Source organism: Flavobacterium tructae, assembly GCF_001853485.1.
Lineage (GTDB): Bacteria > Bacteroidota > Bacteroidia > Flavobacteriales > Flavobacteriaceae > Flavobacterium > Flavobacterium tructae.
On sequence record NZ_MIKE01000023.1, the window covers coordinates 306655 to 331924 of the forward strand.

General features: G+C 37.9%; 16 protein-coding genes. 11 read left to right on the forward strand and 5 right to left on the reverse strand.

What is annotated here, in order from left to right:
- The first annotated feature begins 7 nt into the window (after positions 1 to 7).
- From BHE19_RS12240 to BHE19_RS12275, 8 genes are all read left to right on the forward strand, one after another.
- The gene (locus BHE19_RS12240) at positions 8 to 2686 is read left to right on the forward strand and encodes a DUF4962 domain-containing protein (RefSeq protein ID WP_070907357.1); all 2679 of its coding nucleotides are present in this window, start codon (positions 8 to 10) and stop codon (positions 2684 to 2686) included.
- 92 nt (positions 2687 to 2778) lie between these two features.
- Entirely contained in the window at positions 2779 to 6822 is a 4044-nt protein-coding gene (locus BHE19_RS12245) for a hybrid sensor histidine kinase/response regulator transcription factor (protein ID WP_070907358.1), read from the forward strand.
- Positions 6823 to 7055: 233 nt separating this feature from the next.
- Positions 7056 to 8186, forward strand: a complete 1131-nt coding sequence (locus BHE19_RS12250; RefSeq protein ID WP_070907359.1) for a DUF4861 family protein — start codon at positions 7056 to 7058, stop codon at positions 8184 to 8186.
- Between the two features lie 1204 nt (positions 8187 to 9390).
- Positions 9391 to 10185, forward strand: coding sequence for a gluconate 5-dehydrogenase (locus BHE19_RS12255; protein WP_070907360.1), 795 nt, complete (start codon positions 9391 to 9393; stop codon positions 10183 to 10185).
- A 46-nt stretch (positions 10186 to 10231) separates the two neighbouring features.
- On the forward strand, positions 10232 to 12160 hold the full coding sequence (nagB, locus tag BHE19_RS12260) for a glucosamine-6-phosphate deaminase (RefSeq protein WP_070907361.1): 1929 nt from the start codon (positions 10232 to 10234) through the stop codon (positions 12158 to 12160).
- Between the two features lie 388 nt (positions 12161 to 12548).
- Complete coding sequence (locus tag BHE19_RS12265; RefSeq protein WP_070907362.1) at positions 12549 to 13427, forward strand: helix-turn-helix domain-containing protein; 879 nt, start codon at positions 12549 to 12551, stop codon at positions 13425 to 13427.
- A gap of 71 nt (positions 13428 to 13498) precedes the next feature.
- On the forward strand, positions 13499 to 14326 hold the full coding sequence (locus BHE19_RS12270) for an SDR family oxidoreductase (protein ID WP_070907363.1): 828 nt from the start codon (positions 13499 to 13501) through the stop codon (positions 14324 to 14326).
- Positions 14327 to 14442: 116 nt separating this feature from the next.
- On the forward strand, positions 14443 to 14826 hold the full coding sequence (locus tag BHE19_RS12275; RefSeq protein WP_070907364.1) for a DUF5367 family protein: 384 nt from the start codon (positions 14443 to 14445) through the stop codon (positions 14824 to 14826).
- 80 nt (positions 14827 to 14906) lie between these two features.
- Here BHE19_RS12275 and BHE19_RS12280 read toward each other — a convergent pair whose 3' ends face one another.
- The 3 genes from BHE19_RS12280 to BHE19_RS12290 are packed head-to-tail and all read right to left on the reverse strand — an operon-like array spanning position 14907 to position 17029.
- Positions 14907 to 16178 carry an MFS transporter gene (locus tag BHE19_RS12280; protein WP_070907365.1) on the reverse strand — a complete coding sequence of 424 codons (1272 nt, stop codon included), beginning with the start codon at positions 16176 to 16178 and terminating at the stop codon, positions 14907 to 14909.
- Positions 16179 to 16198: 20 nt separating this feature from the next.
- Positions 16199 to 16426 (reverse strand): hypothetical protein, encoded by a 228-nt coding sequence (locus BHE19_RS12285; protein ID WP_070907366.1) that lies wholly within the window; start codon positions 16424 to 16426, stop codon positions 16199 to 16201.
- A gap of 6 nt (positions 16427 to 16432) precedes the next feature.
- A complete protein-coding gene (locus BHE19_RS12290; protein ID WP_017495331.1) occupies positions 16433 to 17029 on the reverse strand; it encodes a TetR/AcrR family transcriptional regulator in 597 nt (198 codons plus the stop codon).
- Positions 17030 to 17405: 376 nt separating this feature from the next.
- Here BHE19_RS12290 and nagA point away from each other — a divergent pair, with 376 nt between their 5' ends.
- The 3 genes from nagA (at position 17406) to BHE19_RS12305 (ending at position 21094) form a co-directional block, all read left to right on the forward strand.
- On the forward strand, positions 17406 to 18545 hold the full coding sequence (gene nagA / locus BHE19_RS12295) for an N-acetylglucosamine-6-phosphate deacetylase (RefSeq protein ID WP_070907367.1): 1140 nt from the start codon (positions 17406 to 17408) through the stop codon (positions 18543 to 18545).
- 285 nt (positions 18546 to 18830) lie between these two features.
- Complete coding sequence (locus BHE19_RS12300; protein WP_070907368.1) at positions 18831 to 20069, forward strand: hypothetical protein; 1239 nt, start codon at positions 18831 to 18833, stop codon at positions 20067 to 20069.
- 14 nt (positions 20070 to 20083) lie between these two features.
- Positions 20084 to 21094, forward strand: a complete 1011-nt coding sequence (locus BHE19_RS12305; protein WP_233431377.1) for a hypothetical protein — start codon at positions 20084 to 20086, stop codon at positions 21092 to 21094.
- A 326-nt stretch (positions 21095 to 21420) separates the two neighbouring features.
- Here the strand turns inward: BHE19_RS12305 and BHE19_RS12310 are convergent, their stop codons facing one another.
- Positions 21421 to 22875, reverse strand: coding sequence for a glycosyltransferase (locus BHE19_RS12310; protein ID WP_070907370.1), 1455 nt, complete (start codon positions 22873 to 22875; stop codon positions 21421 to 21423).
- 705 nt (positions 22876 to 23580) lie between these two features.
- A complete protein-coding gene (locus tag BHE19_RS12315; protein WP_070907371.1) occupies positions 23581 to 25182 on the reverse strand; it encodes a Na+/H+ antiporter in 1602 nt (533 codons plus the stop codon).
- Positions 25183 to 25270: the final 88 nt, after the last annotated feature.

The window sequence follows — 25270 nt, forward strand, 5'->3', positions numbered from 1 at the left end:
GATTGTTATGATAAAAAAAATAAGCTTCTCCATCTTACTGATTCTAAGCGGTAAGTTATTTGCACAACAACCTGCCGAAATTAAACTCACCGCCGAAAAATTACATTCAAGAGTGCGCGAATGGCCCTATCCTGTAAACGGAATCACGGTACCTACCAATGCTCCTGCCCTGCTTTGGCCGGGAACCAATGGCAAAAATAGGATAACCCCAATGGAAAGCGGAAGCGATATTCCGGAAGATCCCAATATTGGCAATGTACGCTACAAAGTGATGCTCGCAAGCGATAAAAACTTCACCAAAAACCCGTTCACCAGTGCCGAACAACGTTGGGCAGTTTACCCCTTGCATCAGGCCTTAAAAGCCGGAAAATGGTATTGGAAATACGGTTACGCCTTAAAAGGCAGCAATCAATGGACCTGGTCGCCTGTTTATGATTTTGTGATTGATGCCAAATATGCTGCGCAAAAGGTAGCTCCTCCCATTAATGAAGTCCTTAAAAGAAACGAAGGTGCACATCCTCTTTTATGGGATATGAACCGCATAGGCGAGGCCTTTTACCGCAACAATCTGGACAATCCCGAAGCTAAAAAATTTATTGCTTTCGCAGAAAAACTAATGCTGGCTCCTCTTCCAACAGAAAAACCGCAGAGAGTAATTGATACCACAGGCAAAAATCCGTTAGAGAAAAAAATTATTATAGAAAGAATGTATCACGGATTTGGAGATGCTGTTGGAAACCCTGTTCGAAATTTATGCATCGCCTATCAGCTCACCAAAGACAAACGTTTTATTTTGGATGCCAAACGCAGAGCTTTAAACCTTGCCAACATGAATCCTGACGGCCTGGCAACAGGAGATGATTTTACAAGTGGTGCCGTACTGGAAGCCCTGGGCTGGTTCTACGATAGCGGTTATGATTTTTTAACGCCGCAGGAAAAAGAAACCTTAAAAAACATCATCACGATCAGAGCCAAAAGAGTTTACGACCATTTGCCCAATCGTTTTGAGCTGCACGTAAGCGACAATCACGTTTGGCAAATCACCTTACGCAACCTTGCCATCGCAACCGTAGCCGTAATTAATGATGTTCCGGAAGCCAAAGAATGGCTCACCTATATGTACGAAGTCTGGTCGGCACGTTTTCCGGTCTTGGGCACTACTGATGGCGGCTGGCATGAAGGAAACGGCTATTTCAGAGTCAACTTTAAATCCATTATTTACCTGTCTCAAATGTTTGGTGATTTTAGCGGGGTCGATTATTTTAAATTACCGTGGATGCAAAATCTTCCGTACTACATGCTGTACACCCATCCAAACGGTGCGGCAAGTACTGCCATTGGTGACATGTGGGAAAATATTCCATACATCGTAAAAGGCGAAGCCTGGTTTGCCGATGCTTTAACCTACCGCATGAATGATCCTTATCTGAACTGGTATGTTGCTGAAATTAAAAGAGACTATCCTTCCTATTATCATGGCACCGATGATTTTTTATTCTTTAGATTATTAAACTACAAACCCAATAGAAACTTACCTGCGACCTCGCCCGAAAAACTCCCTAAAACTCGAAAATTTGCCGATGTAGGCGTTGTAGCCATGCACGAAGATCTGACCAAAGCCAATACAACCCTGAGCAGTTATTTGTTCAGCAGTCCGTTTGGTTCTTCGGGACATGGTCACGCTTCGCAAAATGCCTTTACGATTAATTATAAAGGAAAAGTCCTCTTTGGCGGAACAGGATATTACAGCAATTTCAGCGACAAACACAATCTTTTAGATTACAGATCTTCTAAAGCATACAACACCATTTTAGCCGACAGTCTGAACCAAAAAATTGGAGAAGAAGGTTACGGATGGATTCCGAGAGCGATTTCCGGACAACGCATCCAATACGCTTTAGGAGATGCCAGCAATGCTTATGGAGACATAAAAAGTGATTTCTGGCTGAACAGATTCAAACAAATTAACGTAGTACCCAATAAAACAAACGGTTACGGAGAATCGGGTGTGACCTTGTACCGCAGACATATGCTGCAGCTTGAAGGCGGGTATATTGTTTTATACGACGAACTGGAAGCTAAAACCCCGGTAAAATGGACTACTCAGTTTCATTGTCCGTACTATGTCATCGAAGGACAAAATTCGGCGAATGCCAAACAGCAAAACTTCACGGTACAAACAGATTTAGGAAATATAAACGCCAGTGTTTTTGCTAGTAGTTCGCTAAAAATGGCTGTACACCATCAATTTTACGAAGCCGCTGTCAACTGGAATAAAGTAACCAACGACGAAGGTCAGATCAAAGAATTTAAGGACCAATGGCATGCCGGAATCACTTCTGAACCGAAACAAAAATTCAGATATTTAACCATCATACAAATAAAAGACGGCAAAACGGAAGTAATCAAAACAGGATCAGACAACGGTGGTTTATCACATTTTCAGGTGGGTGACTGGGACATACAGGTACAATTAGACGGCGAAAAACCGGCTGCTTTACAAGTTACCGGAAAAAGGATAAAATCATTATTCAACTATGGAAGTTTACCCATTACATTTGAAGGTAAAACATTTTCTCCTAAAATTGCAGGAAGTTCTGTATTGCTTGAAATGAACGGTACTGAGCTAAACAAACAGGAAGCTGTTGACGAATTACCGGATGTAGCCAAGTACGACAAAAATTAAAAACAAAAGGACGTTTGCTTTTTCTTTAAATTTAGAGTTAAATTACCGATAACCTATTAAACACAAACCAAACCATTAAAATTGAAACTTTCATGAAGAAAACGATTGCCCTAGCTGTGCTTTTCTATCTTATACTATTTGCCGTTAAAAGTCAGGCTCAGGTACAGGATCGATACTTCCGTACGATTTCGGTTGATAAAGGCTTGTCGCAAAGTTCCGTTTTTGCTATTGAACAGGATACTCTGGGTTTTATCTGGATAGGAACTCAGGACGGACTAAATCGTTATGACAGTAAAGGTTTTAAAGTGTATCGTCCCGTAAAGAATGTCAAAAACAGTTTGCAATCGTACTACATCCGAAGCTTGTTTACCGATCATAAAGGGCAATTATGGGTGGGCGGTAATCAGGGAATTAGTGTTTACAATTACAGTACCGACAGCTTTACCAATTACAAGCTTCCGCGAACTATTGGGGAATGGTACATCTCGTCGATCACGGAAGACCCTGCACATAGAATTTGGGCGACCTCGATTACCGGAGAAGTTTTTGTTCTGAACCCTGAAGAACAGAATTTTTCATCCATCCGATTTAATGCTTCTTCGCACGAAATCAAAAAAATTGCCTACATCGGCGTTTGGCAAAAACAAATAATTCTGGGAACAGATGTTGGTCTGTTTAAACTAAATCCCAACTCACATCAGCTTACAAAAATTAATTTAGGCCCAAAAAAGCCGTATATCAATGCGGTTTATATCGATGGTAAAAAGCTGTGGGTGGCCACCGAAGGAGCAGGTCTAATTTGCTACAATGAAGAAAATGGTCAGACCTCTTCTCTGCTCCACACCGCCGGAACCAAGAGTATTGCAGATAATAACATCAGATGTATTGGAAAAGATACCGAAGGAAATATCTGGCTCGGCACTTTTAAAGGGCTCACCATTTTTAATCCTAAAACCAACTCTTTCAGTAATTATTACCATCAAATAGCACAGCCTTACACCATCAGTCAAAACTCTGTTCGTTGTTTCTTTAAAGACAAGCAAAACGGAATCTGGCTGGGAACGTATTACGGAGGCATAAATTACTATCATAAAAACGATATTAAATTCAATTTGTTAAGCCAAAACTCCGGAAAACCTTCTTTGAATGATGAGGTAATTGGCGCAATCAAACAAGATTCAAAAGGCAACTTCTGGATTGGAAGCAATGACAAAGGCTTGAATTACTGGAACAAAAATGCCAATACCATCAGCTATTTTTCGAACAGTGAGAACAACGCCAACAGCTTAAGTTCGAACAATATCAAAGCCATCGAATTTGATGCTAACGGGAATGTATTAATTGGTACCCACAATGGTGGATTAAATGTACTCAACCCGAATACAGGTTTTGCACAGCGTTTTCGCCATGACGAAAACAATCCCAACTCAATTGCAGGCGATTTGGTTTACAGCTTATTGAAAGACTCCAAAGGCCGTATCTGGGTAGGTACACGATCAGGATTGGACCAGTTTCATCCGGAAACCAAATCGTTTACGCACCTTCATTTAGACAAAGCCGGAAAACGTCTGGCATCAGATGATATTACTTTTCTTTTTGAGGACAGCAAACACCGAATCTGGATTGGAACGACTAATGGAGTCACGCTTTTTTATCCGGACACTAATCTGTTTGCCACTATCGGTCGAGGCAAATTAAGCGATGATATCATAAATTGCATAACCGAAGATCCAAAACACCGAATCTGGATGGGTACCCGTGAAGGATTACGGTTGTACGATGAAACTCAGGAGTCCTTCAAAAATAGTAAAGCCCGAAAAGATTTTGTTAAAGAAAACATTTACGGTATCCTTCCGGACGATGAAGGAAATTTATGGATTTCGACCAACGGTGGCTTAATCAAATTTAATCCCGACAAAGGTTCTGTACAGGCTTTTGACGAAAGTGATGGTCTGCAGAACAAACAATTTAACGATTATGCCTTTTGCAAAGCCAAAGATGGTATGCTGCTTTTCGGCGGAATCAAAGGACTTTCCTATTTCTATCCTACGATTGTAAAACAGCAGCCGCTTCCTTTAAAATTAAGTTTTACAGCTTTAGAAGTACTAAACAAAACGGTTGCTGCCGGAGATGATACCGACATACTCGAAGGACATATTGACCAAACCGGCGAATTAGAAATTGGACCTGAATACAAACAGTACAGCATCTTCTTTAATACGTTTAATTATATTTCTTCCAATCGGACTTATTACTATTACAAACTGGAAGGAATCGACAAAGACTGGCAGCGAACAGATGAGCTTAAAGTAAGTTACAGCAACTTATCTGCAGGAAACTACAACTTCCAGATCAAAGCCGTTGGACCAAACGGAGAAATGAGTGCTGTTCGAAACTTAAAAGTTATTATACTTCCGCCCTGGTATAAAACCATCTGGTTTTCATTGTTATTACTTGCCATCATTGGTACCGCAGCCTATATTGGTTTTAAAATTATAAAAGAAAGAATAAAAGCCGTTCAGCAATTAAAATTGGAACGCATCGATAAAGAACGCGTAAACTATATCAATCAGGTTAAAATGGATTTCTTTACCAATGTTTCTCACGAACTAAGAACTCCTTTAACCCTGATCTTAGCACCTCTGGAAGAACTTTTAAAAATGCCGTTTACCGATAAAGTTTCCAAAAAGAAACATGAATTAATGTTTATCAATGCCAAAAGACTCTATAATTTGGTCGATCAGCTTTTTGAGTTTCGTAAAACCGAAATGGGCACGCGACAATTAAAAGTAGGCAAAGGCGATATTGTAAGTTTCACGCAGGAGATTTTTGAGTCTTTTAAACCGCTTTCAGAGAAAAACAGCATTCACTATACCTATCATTCTGAAGAGCCACAATTGTCATTTTATTTTGACAAAGATGCTATGGAAAAAATCCTCTTCAATCTTTTATCCAATGCTTTTAAATATACTAAAACCGGGCAAAGTATTGCTGTCACACTAGTACAGAAAAAAGATACGGTACAAATAAAAGTCGCTGACAAGGGAGTCGGAATTAGTACGGAAGATTTATCAAAAGTTTTCGACCGTTTCTATCAGGTAAACAATCGCGAAATGAATTTGGGTTCCGGTGTTGGTTTGGCCTTTACCAAACGTCTGGTCGAATTGCATCATGGTGACATTACTGCCGAAAGTAAAATGCAGGAAGGAAGCAGTTTTACTGTCACTATTCCGATTTCAGATGCTGTTTATAATAATGATCAGCATGTGGAAGAATCTGCTTATGACCTCGCAATCCTGTCCGACAACGATCTTGAAAATGAAGACGCTTTACTGCCGGAAGAAAACGAAATCATCGAAAAAAATCAACCAATTAAGCTTTTGATCGTCGACGACAACAAAGAGATTTTAGATTATCTACAGGACTATTTCAGTAAAATATACGAGGTCACCGTAGCTCATAACGGACAAATGGCATTGGAACTTCTCGAAATCCAGCCTTATGACCTGATCATCAGCGACGTAATGATGCCCGAACTGGATGGTTTACACTTTTGCAAACGCGTCAAACAAAACATTAATACTTCGCACATTCCGTTGATGCTTTTAACGGCAAGAACCGAAACCAGCCAGCAGATAAAAGGACTCGAAATGGGTGCCGATGATTATATTACCAAACCATTTTCGACACCTTTACTCGCCGCAAAAATTACCAATCTGTTGCGCTCCCGTAAAAGACTGAAAGAATATTATGCGGTTGGAAAAGAAATGGTTCCGGAAAATATTGCTTTTAATACACTGGATGAGGAGTTTCTAAAACAGGCCATTCGCATCGTTGAAGATCATTTGGCCAATTCTGAATTTTCAGTGGATCAGTTTAGCAGAGAAATTGGCATGAGCCGATCGAATCTGTATTTAAAATTAAAAGCCATTACCGGAGAATCGGCTATGGATTTTATCAAACGAATCCGATTTAAAAAAGCGGTCGAATTGATGCAGAGCAAACGCTATACGATTGCACAAATCACTTATATGTGCGGTTTCAACTCTCCTTCTTATTTTTCAACAGCCTTTAAACAGCATTATGGCTGTATGCCAAGTGAGTACTTAGCAAAAATCGACGATACAAAAGAATAATTTAAACGACACAAACTACTATAAATGCAAAAAGAAAAAACAATACCTTAAAAACCCTGATGCTATTGCATTAGAAATCCTTTAAGCCACCCCGAATTTCAATTTTAGAAATCAGAATCTCGTTCAGATGAAACTTTCATTTTAGAACGGGAACGCCAAAACTATGTCTTAACGGAACTGTTTTATTGAAAAAAAACAATCCCAAATCAACGTTTAAAAATTAAATCCCCTTTATGAAAATAATGAAACTCCTCTTACTACTGATTCTAGTTTCACCGATTACTACAATTGCGCAAACAAAAGCAACAGTAACCGTTCACAATAATTCGATCATAGACCGCAAAGAAACGGTTGTAGCCATACCCTGGAAATCGGTACTTTCCTCCTATCCGCAAATTGACACAGCTAACTTTGTCGTGTTGAATACCCTCACCAAAAAACAAATTCCGTTTCAGTTAGAACATCGCGGAAATACTGCCGTTCAAAATCTACTGGTACAAATTGATGTAAAAGCAAAAGCAATTCTGAATCTTTCCATTCAAAAAGGAAAACCGGAACCTTTTGCTGTCAAAACCTATGCACGTTATGTCCCGGAACGTCTGGATGATTTTGCCTGGGAAAATGATAAAATTGCCTTTCGTACTTATGGAAAGGCTCTCGAAAAAACAGAAGGTGATGCGTACGGTTATGATGTTTGGGTAAAACGAACCGATAAACTCGTCTTAAACGATCGCTACAAACGCAACGATTATCATATCGATCATGGCGACGGACTAGACTATTATCATGTTGGGCACACTTTAGGCGCAGGAAATATGGCTCCATACGTAAAAGATACTATTCGATATTCCGGTAATTACCACCAATGGAAAATTTTAGACAATGGACCTCTCCGTACCACTTTTCAACTGACATATGACCTCTGGAATGCCGGTGGAATACCCGTTAAAGCCACAAAAATCATTTCTATAGATGCCGGTTCACAGCTCAACCGAATGGAGAATATTTACACGTTTGATGATAAAAATCCACTGCCAGTAGTTGTTGGAATTATTAGAAGGGAAAAAGCCGGAGTTCTTTCTTTAAACGAACAACAAGGTATTATGGGGTATTGGGAACCTACTTTTGATAAAGAAGGCACTACCGGAGTTGGTTCCATATTAACAACTCCGGCAAATGCAATATGGGTAAACAAAGAACAATTACTCACCAAAACCACTGTCAGAAACAATGAACCTCTTGTCTACTATACTGGTGCAGCCTGGGACAAAGCCGGAAAAATTACTTCGGCCAGACAATGGTTCAATTACCTCGATCATTTTAATGAAGAGCTTAAAAATCCATTAACAATTAGTGTAAAATAACTGTAAAACGAAATCGCAATTCATAACGTGCATTTTTTATAGCCACAGATTCGAATGATTTTATGGATTAACTCCTCTAATCTGCAAATCTGTTGCAGAAACTTTCAAAATATTAAATCCCTTTAATCGGTGAAATCTGTGGCAGATATTTTAAAATTATGAATGTGCTAAAAATAAAGGCCTTCAACGAAATAAAAACAAATTAAAATTACTAATAACCAAAAACAAACAAAAAATGCCAATTACTTATTTGATTTAATGGGAATTACCTGAATCATTTTAATGAAGAGCTTAAAAACCCTTTAACGATCAGTGTAAAATAACTGTAAAACGAAATCATAATTCATAACGTGCATTTTTTATAGCCACAGATTCGAAAGATTTTATGGATTAACTCCTCTAATCGGCGAACCTGTTGCAGAAACTTTCAAAATATTAAATCCCTTTAATCGGTGTAATCTGTGGCAGATATTTTAAAATTATGAATGTGCTAAAAATAAAGACCTTCAACGAAATAAAAACAAATTAAAATTACTAATAACCAAAAACAAACAAAAAATGCCAATTAACTTATTTGATTTAATGGGAATTACCTCGATCATTTTAATGAAGAGCTTAAAAACCCTTTAACAATCAGTGTAAAATAGCAGTAAAACGAAATCATAATTCCTAACGTGCATTTTTTATAGCCACAGATTCGAATGATTTTATGGATTAACTCCTCTAATCGGCGAACCTGTTGCAGAAACTTTCAAAATATTAAATCCCTTTAATCGGTGTAATCTGTGGCAGATATTTTAAAATTATGAATGTGCTAAAAATAAAGGCCTTCAACGAAATAAAAACAAATTAAAATTACTAATAACCAAAAACAAACAAAAAATGCCAATTAACTTATTTGATTTAGTGGGAATTACCTGAATCATTTTAATGAAGAGCTTAAAAACCCTTTAACGATCAGTGTAAAATAACTGTAAAACGAAATCATAATTCATAACGTGCATTTTTTATAGCCACAGCTTCGAATGATTTTATGGATTAACTCCTCTAATCGGCGAATCTGTGCAGAAACTTTCAAAATATTAAATCCCTTTAATCGGTGGAATCTGTGGCAAATATTTTAAAGTGATGCATGTGTTAAAAATAAATGCCGCCAACGAAATAAAAACAAATTAAAATTACTAATAACCAAAAACAAACAAAAATGTCAATTAACTTATTTGATTTAACGGGAAAAACAGCACTCATTACAGGAGGCGTTCATGGTTTAGGAATGGCAATGGCCAAAGGACTGGGACATGCAGGAGCAAAAATTGTAGTAAACGATCATTCCTCACAACAAGCAGTTGATGATGCAATTGCTGAATACAAATCAGAAGGAATTGAGGCCTTCGGATACTTATTTGATGTAACAGACGAAGCTGCCGTAATTGCAGCCATCAGCAAAATAGAGGCCGAAGTGGGACCAATCGATATTTTAATCAACAATGCCGGAATTATCAAAAGAACTCCAATCATAGAAATGGAAGTTGCAGACTTTGAAGCGGTAGTAAAAGTAGATCTGACCGGTCCTTTTATTGTTTCAAAAAATGTAGCAAAAGGCATGATCACACGCGGAGGAGGAAAAATCATCAACATGTGTTCAATGATGAGTGAACTGGGAAGAGACTCTGTAAGCGCTTACGCTTCTGCAAAAGGCGGACTTAAAATGCTGACCAAAAATATGGCCACCGAGTGGGCTAAATTTAATATTCAGACCAACGGAATTGGACCGGGCTATTTCGCCACAAGTCAAACAGCACCTATCAGAGTAAACGGACATCCATTTAATGAATTTATTATGGGAAGAACTCCCGCAGGTCGTTGGGGAGATCCGGACGATTTACAGGGAGCCGCCATCTTTTTAAGCTCAAAAGCAAGTGATTTTGTAAACGGTCATATCGTATATGTTGACGGCGGAATATTGGCAACAATAGGAAAACCTTCAAACGAAGACTAATACTTTCCTTTTGGATACTATCTTAAAAGGTCAAAACTAAACTAAAATGATAAAAAGTAACATTGATAAAGCAACGGGCTTCGAAAAGCGATTTGAAAACATCGATACAGTTGTTTTTGAAAATTCAACCGAAGCCTCTAAAGCAGTCGCTCAGCAAATTGCAGCACTTATTCAATCCAAACAAAAAAACAACGAATCTTGTGTATTAGGCTTGGCAACCGGCTCTTCACCAAAAGGACTGTATGCCGAACTGGTTCGTTTGCACAAAGAAGAAGGCTTAAGTTTCAAAAACGTAATTACTTTCAATCTCGACGAATACTATCCGATGGAACCTGATTCTGTAAACAGTTATGTTCGATTTATGAAAGAATTATTGTTGGATCAGATAGACATCTTACCCGAAAACTACCACATTCCCGACGGACAACTATCCAAGGAAGAAATCGCGGATTACTGTCACCAGTATGAAGCTAAAATTGAAGCTTTGGGCGGAATCGATTTGCAAATTCTTGGAATCGGCGGAAACGGTCATATTGGATTTAACGAATCGGGATCGCTACAAAACTCAAAAACGCGTTTAGTGGCTTTAGATCACATTACCAGAGTAGCAGCCAGCGGGGACTTTTCCGGTCTTAGCAATACACCAAGAACCGCCATTACACTTGGAGTTAAAAAAATAATGGAAGCTAAGCAGGTCATTCTAATGGCCTGGGGAGAAGGAAAATCCAATATCATTAAAAAATCGGTTGAAGGAGAAGTGACCAATCAAATTCCCGCTTCATTTTTACAGGAACACAACCAGATTGTTTTTGTACTGGACAAAGAAGCATCCTCAAAACTAACGCGTATCAACAGACCCTGGCTGGTTGAAAAAATCATCTGGACCGATAAACTGATTCGAAAAGCAGTTTTAGGACTGGCACTCGATTTAAAGAAACCGATTTTGATGCTTACCGATGCCGACTATATTGAAAACGGGATGAGCGATTTACTGGCCGATTCAGGTCCGGCATACGACATTAACATCAGGATTTTCAACAAACTTCAGAATACTATCACGGGTTGGCCCGGAGGTAAACCAAATGCTGACGATACAAATCGCCCGGAAAGAGCAGAACCAGTCCGAAAAAAAGTATTGCTTTTTAGTCCGCATCCAGACGATGACATTATCAGTATGGGCGGAACTTTTATGCGCTTACAGGAACAGGGACACGAGGTACATGTGGCCTATCAAACCTCCGGAAATATTGCCGTTGCCGATGATGAAGCCTTGAGATTTGCCAAATTTGCCTGTGATTACAATGACAAATTTAAAATACAAAGTATCGAAGCCGAAACCATCTGCAAAAAAGCGGAACACTTTTTAAAAAACAAAAAAGCCAGTGAAATTGATATTCCGGAAGTTCGCTATTTAAAAGGATTGATCCGAAAAGGAGAAGCACGTGCCACCAGTCAATTTGTAGGTTTACCGGAAGAACAGATTCATTTTATGGAACTTCCTTTTTACGAAACCGGAGCGATTGAAAAAAAGCCTTTGGGCAGTGAGGATATCCAACTGACCATGGATTTAATTGAAAAAATCAAACCGCATCAAATCTATGCAGCAGGAGATTTAGCCGATCCGCACGGAACGCATAAAGTATGTCTGGACGCGATCTTTGAAGCTGTAAAAACACTAAAGCCAAAACCTTTTATGAACGATTGCTGGGTGTGGCTCTACCGAGGTGCCTGGCAGGAATGGGGAATCGATGAGGTTGAAATGGCCGTACCAATGAGTCCCGATCAGGTATTGGCAAAACGCCATGGAATTTTCAAACATCAGTCGCAAAAAGACGGTGTTGTTTTTCAGGGTACTGATGCCAGAGAATTTTGGCAAAGAGCCGAGGACCGAAACAGCGAAACAGCTCAATTGTACAATCAGTTAGGTTTGTCGCGTTACGCTGCAATGGAAGCCTTTGTACGCTGGGAATTTTAGCTTACTAATTCAAATCATACCTTTATTTTGTTCAAAAATGGATCGATTATAAAATCGTCCATTTAAAAAGAAGCCTTCTCAGATTATTTTTTGGGGAGGTTTTTTTGATTTTTCAGAAATACGGATCCTTTTAATAGATTCCATTCCTACGGAATTCAATTGTTGTGCTATTGATTTATTTTTGGATGGATTAAAATCCATCCCTACAATATTGGTCGAGCCAATGGCTCTCGCCCTAAAGTTCCGGAGGAACGAACGATATTGTAACAACGGATTTTAATCCGTTGAATAAAATGATATCACAACAATTGAATTCCGTAGGAATGGCACATATTAAAAATAATTGGTAACTTTTCAGACAATTTCGAGTCAAACCTATTAAAAAACAATGACAACAGACATTATAGAATTAAATGATTTTATTGTTTTAATCGAACAATCGAATACCTCTAAGACTTTCATACAGCAATGTGAAATCGACGGAGATGCTGTTGGCTTTGCCTTTTATGGCTCCGGAAATGTTGAACTGGAAATCAAACACAACAATCAGACTAAATATCTGACCAATACAACCGGACTCGCCATTTGTTTTTTTGGCAATCAAAAGGTCGAGTTCTCTCATAAAATAGAACCAGATAAACCACTACAGTCCATCAGCATCTTCACCAAACCAAAACATTTACATTCCCTGCCTCAGGCCGAGAAAGAAATTTTTGAAAATTACCTTCCTGAATTATTAAATCCGCAGGAACATTTTGTGCAAGGACCTTCCTTTTATATGACTTTGGAGATGCAGGTCGCGGTTCAAAAGATTTTCAATACCACCTACACCGGCAATACGAGATTACTGTTTTTAAGAAGTCAGGTCAACGAACTTTTGGCTCACTTTTATGCGTTGCTCGCAACTGGTACCAAAATTGACCTTTCCGAAATTGATAAAAACAAACTTTTCAAAGCAAAAGAAATTGTAACCAACAGCTATTCAAAACCGCCATCGATCACACAATTATCGCAAATGGTAGGCTTGAACAGTAACAAATTAAAAAAGAATTTTAAAGAACTTTTTGGCATTCCTGTTTTCAAATTTGTTCAGGAAGAAAGACTGCACAAGGCTTATGAATTGTTGCGTGACAACGAAAAAACAGTTCAGGAATCGGCCTGGGAGGTGGGTTATGACAGTTTGAGTTCGTTTTCGAATGCTTTTCATAAAAAATTTGGTATGCGTCCCAATGAAGTTCGGCAGCAATTCTTTTCAAACAAATCATAATTCTTTTACGACAAATGAATCCGTTTTAATCTAAACACCTTTGTATCAGTAATCATTTAAAAAATACTGATATGAAAAATACAAAAATTTTAGTTCTGGGTTCCAATGGAAAAACAGGACGCAGAGTAGCCGAAAGATTAGAACAAATTGAAGGTATTGCAGTTCGTTTGGGTTCCCGAAATGAAAAACTACCTTTCGATTGGGAAAAACAGGAAACCTGGCCCGCTGTTCTTCAGGGAATCGATACAGTTTATATTACTTTTCAACCCGACCTGGCCATTCCTTCAGCGGTAAAAACGATTCAGAATTTTACTGGTCTAGCCACACAATTGGGAGTACAGAAAATGGTTTTACTTTCGGGAAGAGGCGAAAAAGAAGCACAGCTTTGCGAGGAAATCGTTAAATCGACTGCCAAAAACTGGACCATTATTCGTGCCAGCTGGTTCAATCAGAACTTTAGCGAAAGTTTCTTTTTAGATCCGATATTAGCCGGAATAGTGGCCTTACCAAGAGCAGAAGCACTGGAACCTTTTACCGATGCCGATGATATTGCCGATGTGGTTACTGCCGCTCTTTTAGAAGACAAACACAACGGACAAACTTATGAATTAACCGGTCCAAGGTTATTGACGTTCCAACAAGCCGTAAATGAAATTGCCGAAGCCAGTGGTCGAAATATTACCTTTCAGGGACTATCGTTAGAAGAATACAATCAGCTTTTGCAGGAATATCACGTTCCGGAAGATCATATTTGGCTCATCAACTATCTTTTTGAACAAGTTCTAGACGGTCGAAATTCCAGTATCACCTCAGATATAGAAAACATTTTGGGCAGAAAAGCAAAGGATTTTTCCGCCTACGCGAAAGAGACTGCTAAGACCGAAATCTGGAACTCCTAAAACTAATACCGATTGTATATTCAATATAGTCCAAGTACATTGTACTATTTTCATATTACATCGGCATTATATCGGAAAACATTGGACTAAAATATAAGTAAAATTGATATAAGATTATGAAATATAGCAGAGGAATATTTTCAGGATTTATAGTTTGGTTGTGCGTTAGTTTTTCTTTTTATCTTTTAGGGAATACTCCCCTTCTGAAAGATTCTTTTCTAATACAAGCCGCAATCGTTATGGTGCTTATCGTTTTTTATGCTATCGTTGGCGCAAAATTCTATTATCAGAAAAAATACAACATCAACGGTTTTACACTTGGAGTATTAATGTCGGGAACAGCATTATTTTTGGACGTTTTGATAACCGTTCCTTTTGTTGAAATTCCCGAAGGAAGAAGTTATGAGAGCTTTTTCACCAGTCCAATTTTATGGACACTGGCTTTTATAAACGCTTTTTCGGTTTACTGGTATTGGCATAGAAAGATAAAAACCTCCTAATCAACAATTTTCATGAAAAGATAAAAAAAGAAAGCTTGTCGTTAACAGACAAGCTTTCTTATGATTTGAAATCTACAAAATTAAACTTCTGCCATTTCCGGAACCGGAGTAGGAGCAACTGTATCTTTTGATTTCACCAGTTTATTGACTCTCCAAATCAAAAATATGGTCGAAAGTGTAATTACCGCAATTACATATCCTAAAATATCGTAGTTTTCGAGAGGTGATGTCTTTGTTTTCTGATGTACAATAAACCCGGCGCAAACCGCGGCAATTCCACCTGCAATTTGCTGCAAAGAAGAAGAGATCGACATATAAGCACCACGATCTTCTAATCCGGGAATAGCTGTGTTTAATGTTGTGGCAGGGATCATTCGACTCATAATACCCATAAACATAATCATAGTAAGCACTACGATTTGCCAAAGAGGTACCGGACCAAGATTGGTGTAAATGATAATCATAATAACCGAAAGTATAGATCCGGCCGCAAACAGTTTGAACTTACTGACTTTATCACTCAACTTACCCACCAAAGGCATGATGAAAAGTACCGAAAGTCCGGTAAAGAAAAAGACCATTGGCAATTCGAGCTGACTGATGTGAATATTGTTGACTAAAAAGGCACTTCCAAAGGGCTGTAACATAAAACCTCCAACCGAAAGAAAAGCAATAGACATAAAACCAACCTGATAGTGTTTGTTACTCAGGGTATGCCACAGATGTAAAAAAGGGCTTTTGTCTGATTGTACTTCTAAATGTTTGGTGATCGGTTTCATCTGAGTGATAATGGCAATAAGTATCAATACCGCCAGAACTGCAATCATAATAAAAGCCGAATGCCATCCCCAGTGATTGGCAAAATACAAGCCTACCGGAATTCCTAAAATCTGACTGGAAGCAAATGCCATTTGAATAAATCCCATCACACGTCCGCGTTGGTGAATCACGAACAAATCCGTTACAATCGCCAGGGAAACAGATCCTATTACCCCTCCGAAAAGTCCGGTTACAATCCTTGCCAAAAGCAGCATTACATAACTGGTTGAAAGTGCGCAGAAAACGGTGCCTATAATAAATCCGATGTAAAAGAAAATTAAAAGTTTCTTTCGGTCAAACTTATCTGCAAAACCTGCAGCGAGTAATCCTGAAGCTCCAGCACTAAAGGCGTAGGCAGAAACGGTAAAACCAAAATTTGCCGGTGTCATGTTCAGGGTTTTCATTAAAATATCTCCTAAGGGAGAAATAACCATAAAATCGAGTATCACGGTGAATTGCAAAAGCGCTAATATCGCAATAATGATTTTTTGATGTGTCGAGAAAGCCGGGCTTTCTGTAGTGTTTTTTTTCATTCTTTATAAAATGTATTAGTTTAGTCTAACTCTTGACATTCATGGCCAAAGGATGTGACCATATCAATAATAGTTTCAGGATGTAATGTTTCTGAAACAACTCTGAGAACGCAATCAACATCTTCGCAGTCAATGCTCCATTGCTGAATGTCTGAATGAGTGTCAAGTTTTTGACGTATGGGACAATTAGGGTCTTTGTCGCCAATGTTTGTTTTAAAAATATGTATTGTACTTAAATTTGTTTCCATAATTTTTCATGGTTTTAGTCCTTTTACAGTGGCCTGAAAGGCTTCTTTCATAATTTCCTTAGTAAGTGTAAAGGGTTTTCCTCCCATACTCTTACCTTCAGTATGTAAGTTCAATAAAGTGTACAAAGGCCCGTAGGCAACACTCCAAAAAGCCTCAAATGTCATAGGAATCAACTCGTTATTGCGCAAGCCGTTTTCTATAAACGTTTTCATAATCCTTCTAAAATCTGCAAACTCCTGAATAGAATCCAGAATGATCTCTGAATGAGGGGAATGTTTGACAATTTCAAAAAATGCAACTTCCTTGGGATATTTCATGGTAAAGTTGGCGCGGTTTTCCCACTGTTTCCATAAACCTTCCTCAAATGACATTTCGGGCGAAAAGTTCTTCACGGTGCTGGTAAAAAACTTCAGCGCGATAATGGCACCTATTTTTTGAATCAAATCATCTTTGTCTTTGTAATAGATGTAGAGCGTGCCAACAGAAATAGAACAGGCCTTCGCCAGCTTGTTCATACTAAAACCCTGAAATCCTTCCTGGACAATCTGGTCAATTGCCATTTCGATTACTAATTTTTCTTTGTCGACATCTCTTGCTCTCATACTGATTATTTTAGCACAAATATAACATAATAAATGAATGAACATTCTTTTATTTAAAATTATTTTTGTGAACTGAAAAAATAATGACCTCACAAACAAAATTATACGGATTTCTAAAGGACAAAACAATAGCATTTTACCTCCCCGAAGCTTTAGTCTGTTCAAGTTTACCAGCCCTACTCTACGGTACTATTGGAATTTATTATGAAAAATGCAGAAAGTTCAATTTATCAAATGTACTTTGTTCGTTTTAGCTTAAATTGGTTGACTAATAAGGCCCCGTACATTTACATCTGCAAACACAGAGGTCATTATCTTTTAAATGCAAATAACACTTATTCTGTTATTTCCACTAAACTAATAAATACACTAAAAAATGAAACAAGCCATTATCAATGCCACTGTACACACTGGTGACGAAATTATTACCAACGGAGTAATCATCATTGAAAACGGAATCATCCTTTCTGTTCAAAAAGAAACTCCAAATGATATCGAAACGATTGATTTAAAAGGCAAACATATTGCTCCCGGATTTATTGATATTCAAATCAACGGAGGCGAAAAATTGTATTTCAGTCAAACCCCTACCGAGGAAACCATTCAGGACATTTATGATACAAGCCTTCAATACGGTACGACTCATATACTTCCGTGTTTGATTTCTTCTTCAAGAGAAACTATCATAAACGGAATTGAAGCGGTACGAAGTTACATGAAAAAATACCCCAACGGTGTAATAGGAATGCATCTGGAAGGCCCTTTTCTGAATCCGTTAAAACGTGGCGCACATCCTATTGATCAGGTTCGTAAACCTACTAACGAGGAACTTGAAGAAATTATCCGATTAGGGAAAGATGTTATAAAAGTAATCACCATTGCTCCAGAATGCTTTACTGAGGAACAACTCAACATGTTGATTGAAAGCGGCATTGTAATTTCGATCGGACATTCGACTGTAACCTACCAAGAAGCACAGGTTTATTTCTCAAAAGGCATTAAACTTGTCACTCATTTATTCAATGCAATGACACAATTCGGACATCGTGAACCGGGTTTAGTTGGTGCCACTTTAGAAAATGAAAATGTATATGCCCCAGTTATTTTAGACGGTGCACATTGTGATTATGCTGCTGCGAAATTAGCCTACAGATTAAAACAGGATAAGTTCTTTTTGATTAGTGATGCCACTTTCCTGGGGCGAAAAATTGCCAGTTTTAAATGGAATAATTTCGATGCATACCTTGAAGACGGCTTTTACCGAAACAGTGAAGGTAGTCTGGCCGGAGCAACAATCTCGATGCTGGAAGCCGTTCAGAATGCTTACAATCATCTGGAAGTTTCAGCAGACGAAGCTATTCAAATGGCCACTTCGCGCGTAGCTGCTGCAATAGGTCTGGAAAATCAAATTGGAAAAATAAAGCCGGGGTTTCCTGCAAGTTTTGTTCAGTTCAATGATAATTTATCTGAAATAAAAACCTTAAATTTTTCGAAAACACCGTTTTTTATTTCATAGAATAAGGAAAGAAAAATAGATTTTACAGTAATTTTTTGACTTTCCTTAAACTCGATTTCTTATGGAGTATAGTAGCGTTTTTAACTTACATTAGTAGGAAACAATCCGGAAAAAATAAATCAGAATAATCAATCATTCCCTAAACAGCACCAATTGTTACCCTCCTGAAACTAAATGTGAATAAGTTTTTTAACTTTGCCCAAAATTGCCCCAAAAACAAAACTTAAAAATTTATTTAAACAACAACAATTTTTTATATAAACCCAAATTTAACCTACTAATCCTATGAGAAAACCCATTTCTTATTTTTTGCCTTTTGTCTTTTTCGCAGGCATATTATTCGGATGCAGCGATGATGATTCAAAAGGTGACAGCTACAAAGCCAATTATTTGCCCGCTATTGATGCGTCGACTTTACCCCCAGAAAACCGACCAATGACCATGTTTGAAGACACAGAAAGTTCTTCAAAAATGTATGACAACAAAGACCGCTGGTTTCGTGTTAATCAGCCCATGCAAATTATTCAAAAAGGCAAAGATTCTGTACAAATTTCTCTTTATTCTCCAGTTGGACTTAAAGATGTAAAAGTGTATGCAAAATTACCTAACTATGACAAGCGATTTTTGCTTTTTGAATTTACAACAGTCCCTGCTTTTCACCGTTCGGCACATCAAATTCCATTAATAAACGGAACTCACGACTATCAACTTGAAAGTGGCAAGGCTGTTACTATTGATAAAATTGATGGCTTCTCTTCGGGAGCAATCGAATTTTCGGTAGAATCAACTGATCCTTTATTTGCAATGTTCAAAAGAATCAAATCAAATCGACTCGTACAATTCAGCACACAATATCACCTTAATAATCCTGCTGATGATCCTAATAAATTTTTACCAATGAATCCTGTTTTGGCTAAAGAAGCGATCACTATGATTATTAACTATTCCTATGCTATAAGTCATCCTTTGTATTATGATACTTTTATGAATTTTGACCGTTATAAAAAAGAACAGGCAACAGCAGCCGGAGCAGGTATAAACGGTGCTTTAAACTGGCACGGAAATGCTGAAGACAAAGATGGTGTTTACGATTATCTGACCAAAGCCCAAATTGAACAAGCCTATAACACTTATATCGATAGCCGGACTCTGAATATGGCGATGGTAGGAGGTGGTTCCGCCTGGGGAGGGGGAGCTTTGGCCTCACAATGGGAATCTGGTTATGTGACCGGACATTGGGTTGGCGATATGTCTGTTTGGACCCACGAATACTCTCACCACTCCGGCTACAGTCACAGTAGTAACTTATGCAACAGTGGCGAAGGCGGTGGTCAACAGGGAATGTTTACTGATTTCTATAAATACCTCATCTCTTTGAATGATCTTCCTTTTACAGATCCTGATATATTAAAAGGATATACAAAAACAAGCTATCTAAGTCAATCTTATAAAAAGCCTGTTTTCAAAATTGATCCTAAAAACCCATTTTTAGTAAAATATAAAGGAGAAGGAAAATGGAAATAACCTACAAAACTATCATGAACAAAATATCTTTTTTATTCATTCTACTCTGTCTTTTTACAGCTTGTAGCGATGATTCTTCAAACGGCAGTGAACCAGCAAAATACGATTATTACTTTCCAACAGAAGAAGCTTCCATCACAGCAGCTCAAATTGGTGCAGGAACAGGAACTTTAGATCCTAAAGGAATTACGGTTGCCAACAATAAACTATACGTTTGTAATGGTGATGTCCTGGAAGTTTTTGATGCTGTTTCGATGGCTTATATCAAAACGATCTCGGCTTATACTAAAGGAGCCACTACAATTCCGTTTACCAAACTTACTTCAGTTTGTGTAGATAGCGGACGTCTTTATATCGGAAGTGTTGACTCCAGACTATTTGTACTGGATGAGATTACAAATGCCGGAATCAATACGGTTGGAAACGGTCAGTGGTGGAATACTTTTGTGCACGTTTTTGGTGTTGTGGTTAAAGATGGTTTAATCTTCGTAAAAGAAAAAGAAACCTCAATCAAAGTTTTTCAAACTACCCAAATTACCGATAGCAGTGATTGGAATTTAAAGCCAATTGCTAAATTAAACACTTTAGACGGTTGGGATGAGGTGTATGCTATGGATATAGATGCAGGCAATTTAGTAGTAGCCGGAAGAGATGCTAAAAGTTATTTGTATTACAACATTGAGTCTATTAAAACTAATGCTGCTGCCTCTTTAACTGAACCCATAAAACCAGTAACAGCAGTTTTTGCTGCCGCGGAACCTATGGCCATAAGTTTTTCTAAAGACTGGGCTATTACATCCGAAAATATAGGGAGCAACAACTACTTGCGTCTGTATCCAAAAGGAGAATTCAAGGATCGAATCTATACTCCAAGAGTAAATGCTCTTGATATTATGGGACAAAATCCATTTGGAAGTATTGTTGGTGTAGCACAATTGAACGATCGTTTGTATTTATCTGATAATACCAACAAGAAAATCAGAGTTATAAAGCTTAATAAAGCAACAATTACAGAACAGCCATAATCGTTCTCGCTTTTAAAATATTTAAAACCTCTAAACTTAAAAACTTTAGAGGTTTTTTTATTGAAACAAAGTATAGTAATCAGAATCGCTTCTCCCATTCTCCATAATACAGATAAGTCAATTTTATCACAACTATCCAGCGATCTTCGCGTAAACCTTTGCGCACCTTGTGGTTAAAAAACAGCACAAGAATCATACGACTTCAGATTCTTTCCTTTTTAAATCCCAATTCCTAATTCTTCCAAAAATAAAAAACTCCTGCTCAGATGAGAAGGAGTCCTAAAAAAACAAATCAATTTCTATTTTTTTAATTACAATATTTTTTTCTAGGCCAATCCACGGGTCAGCCAGCCTTTTTTATTGGCTGTAACGATAGCATACGGTGTAATCCAAAACAAACTGAATGTATAAAAAACACTGTACGAATAAGCCCAAAGTGAATCGGCAAAATTATATCTTTTGGTGTAAAACAATACCGGAAAACTCGATACGATTAAAATCGCTAAAAGTGTAGAACTTAAAAACAATATCGGATGTACCGCGATGAAAAAGAACATAAAAAACATAAACGGATACGCCATAATCATCTTCATAGATTGACTCACAAATAAAAGACGTGCTCCAAATTTAGATTCACTTCTGAAATCTGTAAAAACATACTTTGCCATAGCGATGTTCTCACGCACATTACTTCTGCTCCATCTGATAAACATCTTATACAATCCGGTATATTCTTCCGGCACGTTGGTCAATACATAAGCATTTCGCTGAAACAACACATGCTGCCCTTGTCTCAAAATCATATTGGTCATGGCACGGTCTTCACCAATGTCCGATGGCTGTCCCATAAAAGTCTGATTGATCCATTCGTCCAGACAAGCAAAAACCGAGGTTTTTCTGTAAGCTGCCGCTGCTCCCGGAGTACAAAGCACAGACCCTAACTGACTTTCGGCAGAACGCATAAACTCAAAACTCATCACAAAACTCACATTCAGCATTTTAGGCAGAATTGCTTTTTTGCTATTCAATACATGAACATTTCCGGCTACTGCACCACATTTTTCATCTACTACAAACGGACTCACTAAGTTTCTTAAGGTATCTTTTTTTACGATCGAATCGCTGTCTACCGTAACAAATATCTCTCCCGTTCCCAACTCGAATCCACGGTGCAAGGCATGACGTTTTCCTCTATTTTCAGGTTGTTGAAAAATCGTCAAACGATCTCCCAATTTTATTTTAGCTTGTTGCATCCAATACCAGGTATCGTCTTTACTTCCGTCATCAACCGCTAATATTTGCATCTTTTGCTCCGGGAAATCACTCTCTGCCAAACTCATTAAAGTATCCCAAACCAGCTTTCCTTCGTTATACGCAGGAACAATCACAGTACAGGTTGGCAACATTTCATCCGAAACGGATTCGATTGGTTTATAAGTAAAATACAAGTATAAATTATACAGAAAAACTCCGGCCTGAAATACAAACAATACACCTGCCAGTATCAGGAAAGGGAATCCCCAGCTTGAATTTATTCGCTCCAACTGAAACTGATCAAAGTCAGATTGCAGCTGATAAGCAGTATAAGCTCCAATAAACATTAGGATAAATGTACTTACCAGTACAAACAACCCTGTCTTACTTTTGGTACGCTCGCTTACTTTCTTTGAAGTTACATTGGCATTACTAATACGAAAAATGGAACTGTTTAAGGCTTGTTGGTTATTAAGATCTGGATTTGAAGTATAAAACTGTTCTGATGTTAAGGTTTCACTTTTCATATGACATTACTTTTGATTGCTTTCTAATGGCTCTTATTTAATTCTTTCCCTCCGATACTACATTTTGATTAATGGAGAGAATTTTATACTAATGCCATTTTGCAAGCGTTATGCCATAATTATTCTTTTACTGATTTCTAATGAATTAGCGGTTTTGCGTCATTTTTAAGTGTGTAATTATTACACGTTTTCGTATACAGTATACAGTTTTTGTTGGGGTTTTGGGAGGTTTTAAGTTGAGGTTTTGTGGTCTTTGAACATGACGAAGTTTAGAAATAACGTTTTCTGGTGTTTATTATTGTCTCCCAAAACAAAGTCAAAAGATTTTTGGAATTTGGAATTTTAAAATTTTGGAATTTCTTTTTCTGGAGCTATTTCCTGCTATCCGCTTGTATCTTTTCCTTGCTAAAGGAGCAAGAAAAAGGATACCACTTCTATCAGGGCTAGGGCACTTGTTTTTATAAAAAACTTTCTTTTTCGATAATCAAGCCTTTCAAAGGATTTATTGGGGAGTAAACAGACACTTATAAATTTAATTTTAAAATATAGCCTGCAACATAACCAATTACAAATATTACTTGTAAAAAATCAGTAATTCCGGACCATTAAAAAACTAAACAATTAAAAACAAATAAATTACACTTTTTTCATTTAATACTCCATTTGTATCTCTATTATAAAACTTTATGTTACAAAAAGTAAAAATTACTCCTCATACATCTCCATCCACAATCTTGTCTCCTCCAAATCCAGTTCTTTTTCAATTTTCCTGAAAATCTCTTCGTGAACAGAACCGGTTTTGTGCATCCATTCGAGTTTGTCACGCTCTATGTTTAAAAGATCGATTTGTAGTTTGGTAAAATCATTAAAGATCTCCCCTCCTAAAACCTTTCCTTTTCCGAAGAAATTAGCCGGAAGTTCGGTTTTCTGAAGGCGATTGAATTTGACTTCGTATTTGCTTTTTATGTTGTGCAGTAAATCATCATTAAGCAAAGAAAAATTATCCTCGATATGAGTAATAGTTTGCGAAACGATGGTATTACGAATCTCGTATTCTTCGGCAAGAATTGAATACGGTTGCACTTTTAATTTTTTAATCAGCCACGGTAAAGTAAGTCCCTGAATTACCAAAGTCGAAAGTATCACACAAAAAACCAGGTAGATGATGAGGTTTCGCAAAGGGAATTCGGTTGTTTTGTTCATCATTAACGGTAAGGCCAGTGCAGCCGCCATGGATACTACACCTCGCATTCCGGACCAGCCGAAAATAATCATGTTTCGATAGTCAAATTCTTCTTTCAGACGAATTCTTTTGCTAAGCATTCTCGGAAGCAAAGTTGCCGGAACAACCCATAAAAACCGAACCAAAATCACCACTACACTTATCGAAGCCCCCCAAACAAACAAGGACCAACCGGAGTAATCTCCAATTCCGGCAATAATTTGTCGCAGTTGAAGTCCAATTAAAATAAAAATCAAACCGTTTAAAATATTGGTCAAAACACTCCAGATCGTTCCGGCCATAATTCGGCTTTCGTGCGTAAAAATTGTTCCGGATCGGGCTGACAAATAAAGTCCGGTAGCGACTACGGCTAAAACTCCCGAACATTCAAAATGTTCTGCGATTAGATAAGAGGCAAAAGGCGTTAGCAAAGTCAAAGTGGCTTCGATCACCTCATCACAGACAAATCTCTTGTGAATATAACACATAATAAACCCCACAGCCAAACCAATTGCGATTCCCGCTACAGACATCACAACAAAGTTTAACCCCGCCTGCCAGAGCACAAAATTACCGGCCGTAATTGCGGTTAATGCATATTTGTAAGCCACCAGACCACTGGCGTCATTCACCAGACTTTCGCCTTCAAGAATGGAGATTAATCTGGGATGCAAACCCAATCCTTTGGTAATCGAAGTTGCAGAAACCGCATCTGGAGGCGAGACTATCGCGCCTAAGAGAAAAGCCAAAGGCCAGGAAATATCATCAATAAGCAGGTGCGCTGCAATCGCTACTGCCACCGTGGTAAACAACACTAAACCTACCGCTGCCAAAGTAATAGGCCGGATGGTTTGTTTAAAATCGGACCAGCTTGTGTACCAGGCGGCGTGGTATAAAAGCGGTGGCAAAAAGATAATAAAAACCACCTCAGGACTTAAAGCAATTACCGGAAGTCCGGGAACAATACTAATCACAACACCACAAAGTACCAGTACAATGGGAATTGGAAAATTGTATTTTTTACTAACGAGACTCAAAAAAGCGACTCCAAATAGTAACATGATGATTACTGTAATATTTTCCATTTTCGAATTGTTTTGGTATTTTGATTATAACATTACGAATATACTATTTTTAGGACTTTAGTTAGAATTATGTTTCTAGATGTTGCTT

Bases quoted from the DNA above. Each gene is read 5' to 3' on its own strand.
- BHE19_RS12275 (WP_070907364.1), top strand. From the start codon at position 14,443: ATGAAATATAGCAGAGGAATATTTTCAGGATTTATAGTTTGGTTGTGC.
- nagB (WP_070907361.1), top strand. From the start codon at position 10,232: ATGATAAAAAGTAACATTGATAAAGCAACGGGCTTCGAAAAGCGATTT.
- BHE19_RS12285 (WP_070907366.1), bottom strand. From the start codon at position 16,426: ATGGAAACAAATTTAAGTACAATACATATTTTTAAAACAAACATTGGC.
- BHE19_RS12300 (WP_070907368.1), top strand. From the start codon at position 18,831: ATGAGAAAACCCATTTCTTATTTTTTGCCTTTTGTCTTTTTCGCAGGC.
- BHE19_RS12265 (WP_070907362.1), top strand. From the start codon at position 12,549: ATGACAACAGACATTATAGAATTAAATGATTTTATTGTTTTAATCGAA.
- BHE19_RS12315 (WP_070907371.1), bottom strand. From the start codon at position 25,182: ATGGAAAATATTACAGTAATCATCATGTTACTATTTGGAGTCGCTTTT.
- BHE19_RS12280 (WP_070907365.1), bottom strand. From the start codon at position 16,178: ATGAAAAAAAACACTACAGAAAGCCCGGCTTTCTCGACACATCAAAAA.
- BHE19_RS12270 (WP_070907363.1), top strand. From the start codon at position 13,499: ATGAAAAATACAAAAATTTTAGTTCTGGGTTCCAATGGAAAAACAGGA.
- nagA (WP_070907367.1), top strand. From the start codon at position 17,406: ATGAAACAAGCCATTATCAATGCCACTGTACACACTGGTGACGAAATT.
- BHE19_RS12250 (WP_070907359.1), top strand. From the start codon at position 7,056: ATGAAAATAATGAAACTCCTCTTACTACTGATTCTAGTTTCACCGATT.
- BHE19_RS12255 (WP_070907360.1), top strand. From the start codon at position 9,391: ATGTCAATTAACTTATTTGATTTAACGGGAAAAACAGCACTCATTACA.
- BHE19_RS12245 (WP_070907358.1), top strand. From the start codon at position 2,779: ATGAAGAAAACGATTGCCCTAGCTGTGCTTTTCTATCTTATACTATTT.
- BHE19_RS12310 (WP_070907370.1), bottom strand. From the start codon at position 22,875: ATGAAAAGTGAAACCTTAACATCAGAACAGTTTTATACTTCAAATCCA.
- BHE19_RS12290 (WP_017495331.1), bottom strand. From the start codon at position 17,029: ATGAGAGCAAGAGATGTCGACAAAGAAAAATTAGTAATCGAAATGGCA.
- BHE19_RS12240 (WP_070907357.1), top strand. From the start codon at position 8: ATGATAAAAAAAATAAGCTTCTCCATCTTACTGATTCTAAGCGGTAAG.
- BHE19_RS12305 (WP_233431377.1), top strand. From the start codon at position 20,084: ATGAACAAAATATCTTTTTTATTCATTCTACTCTGTCTTTTTACAGCT.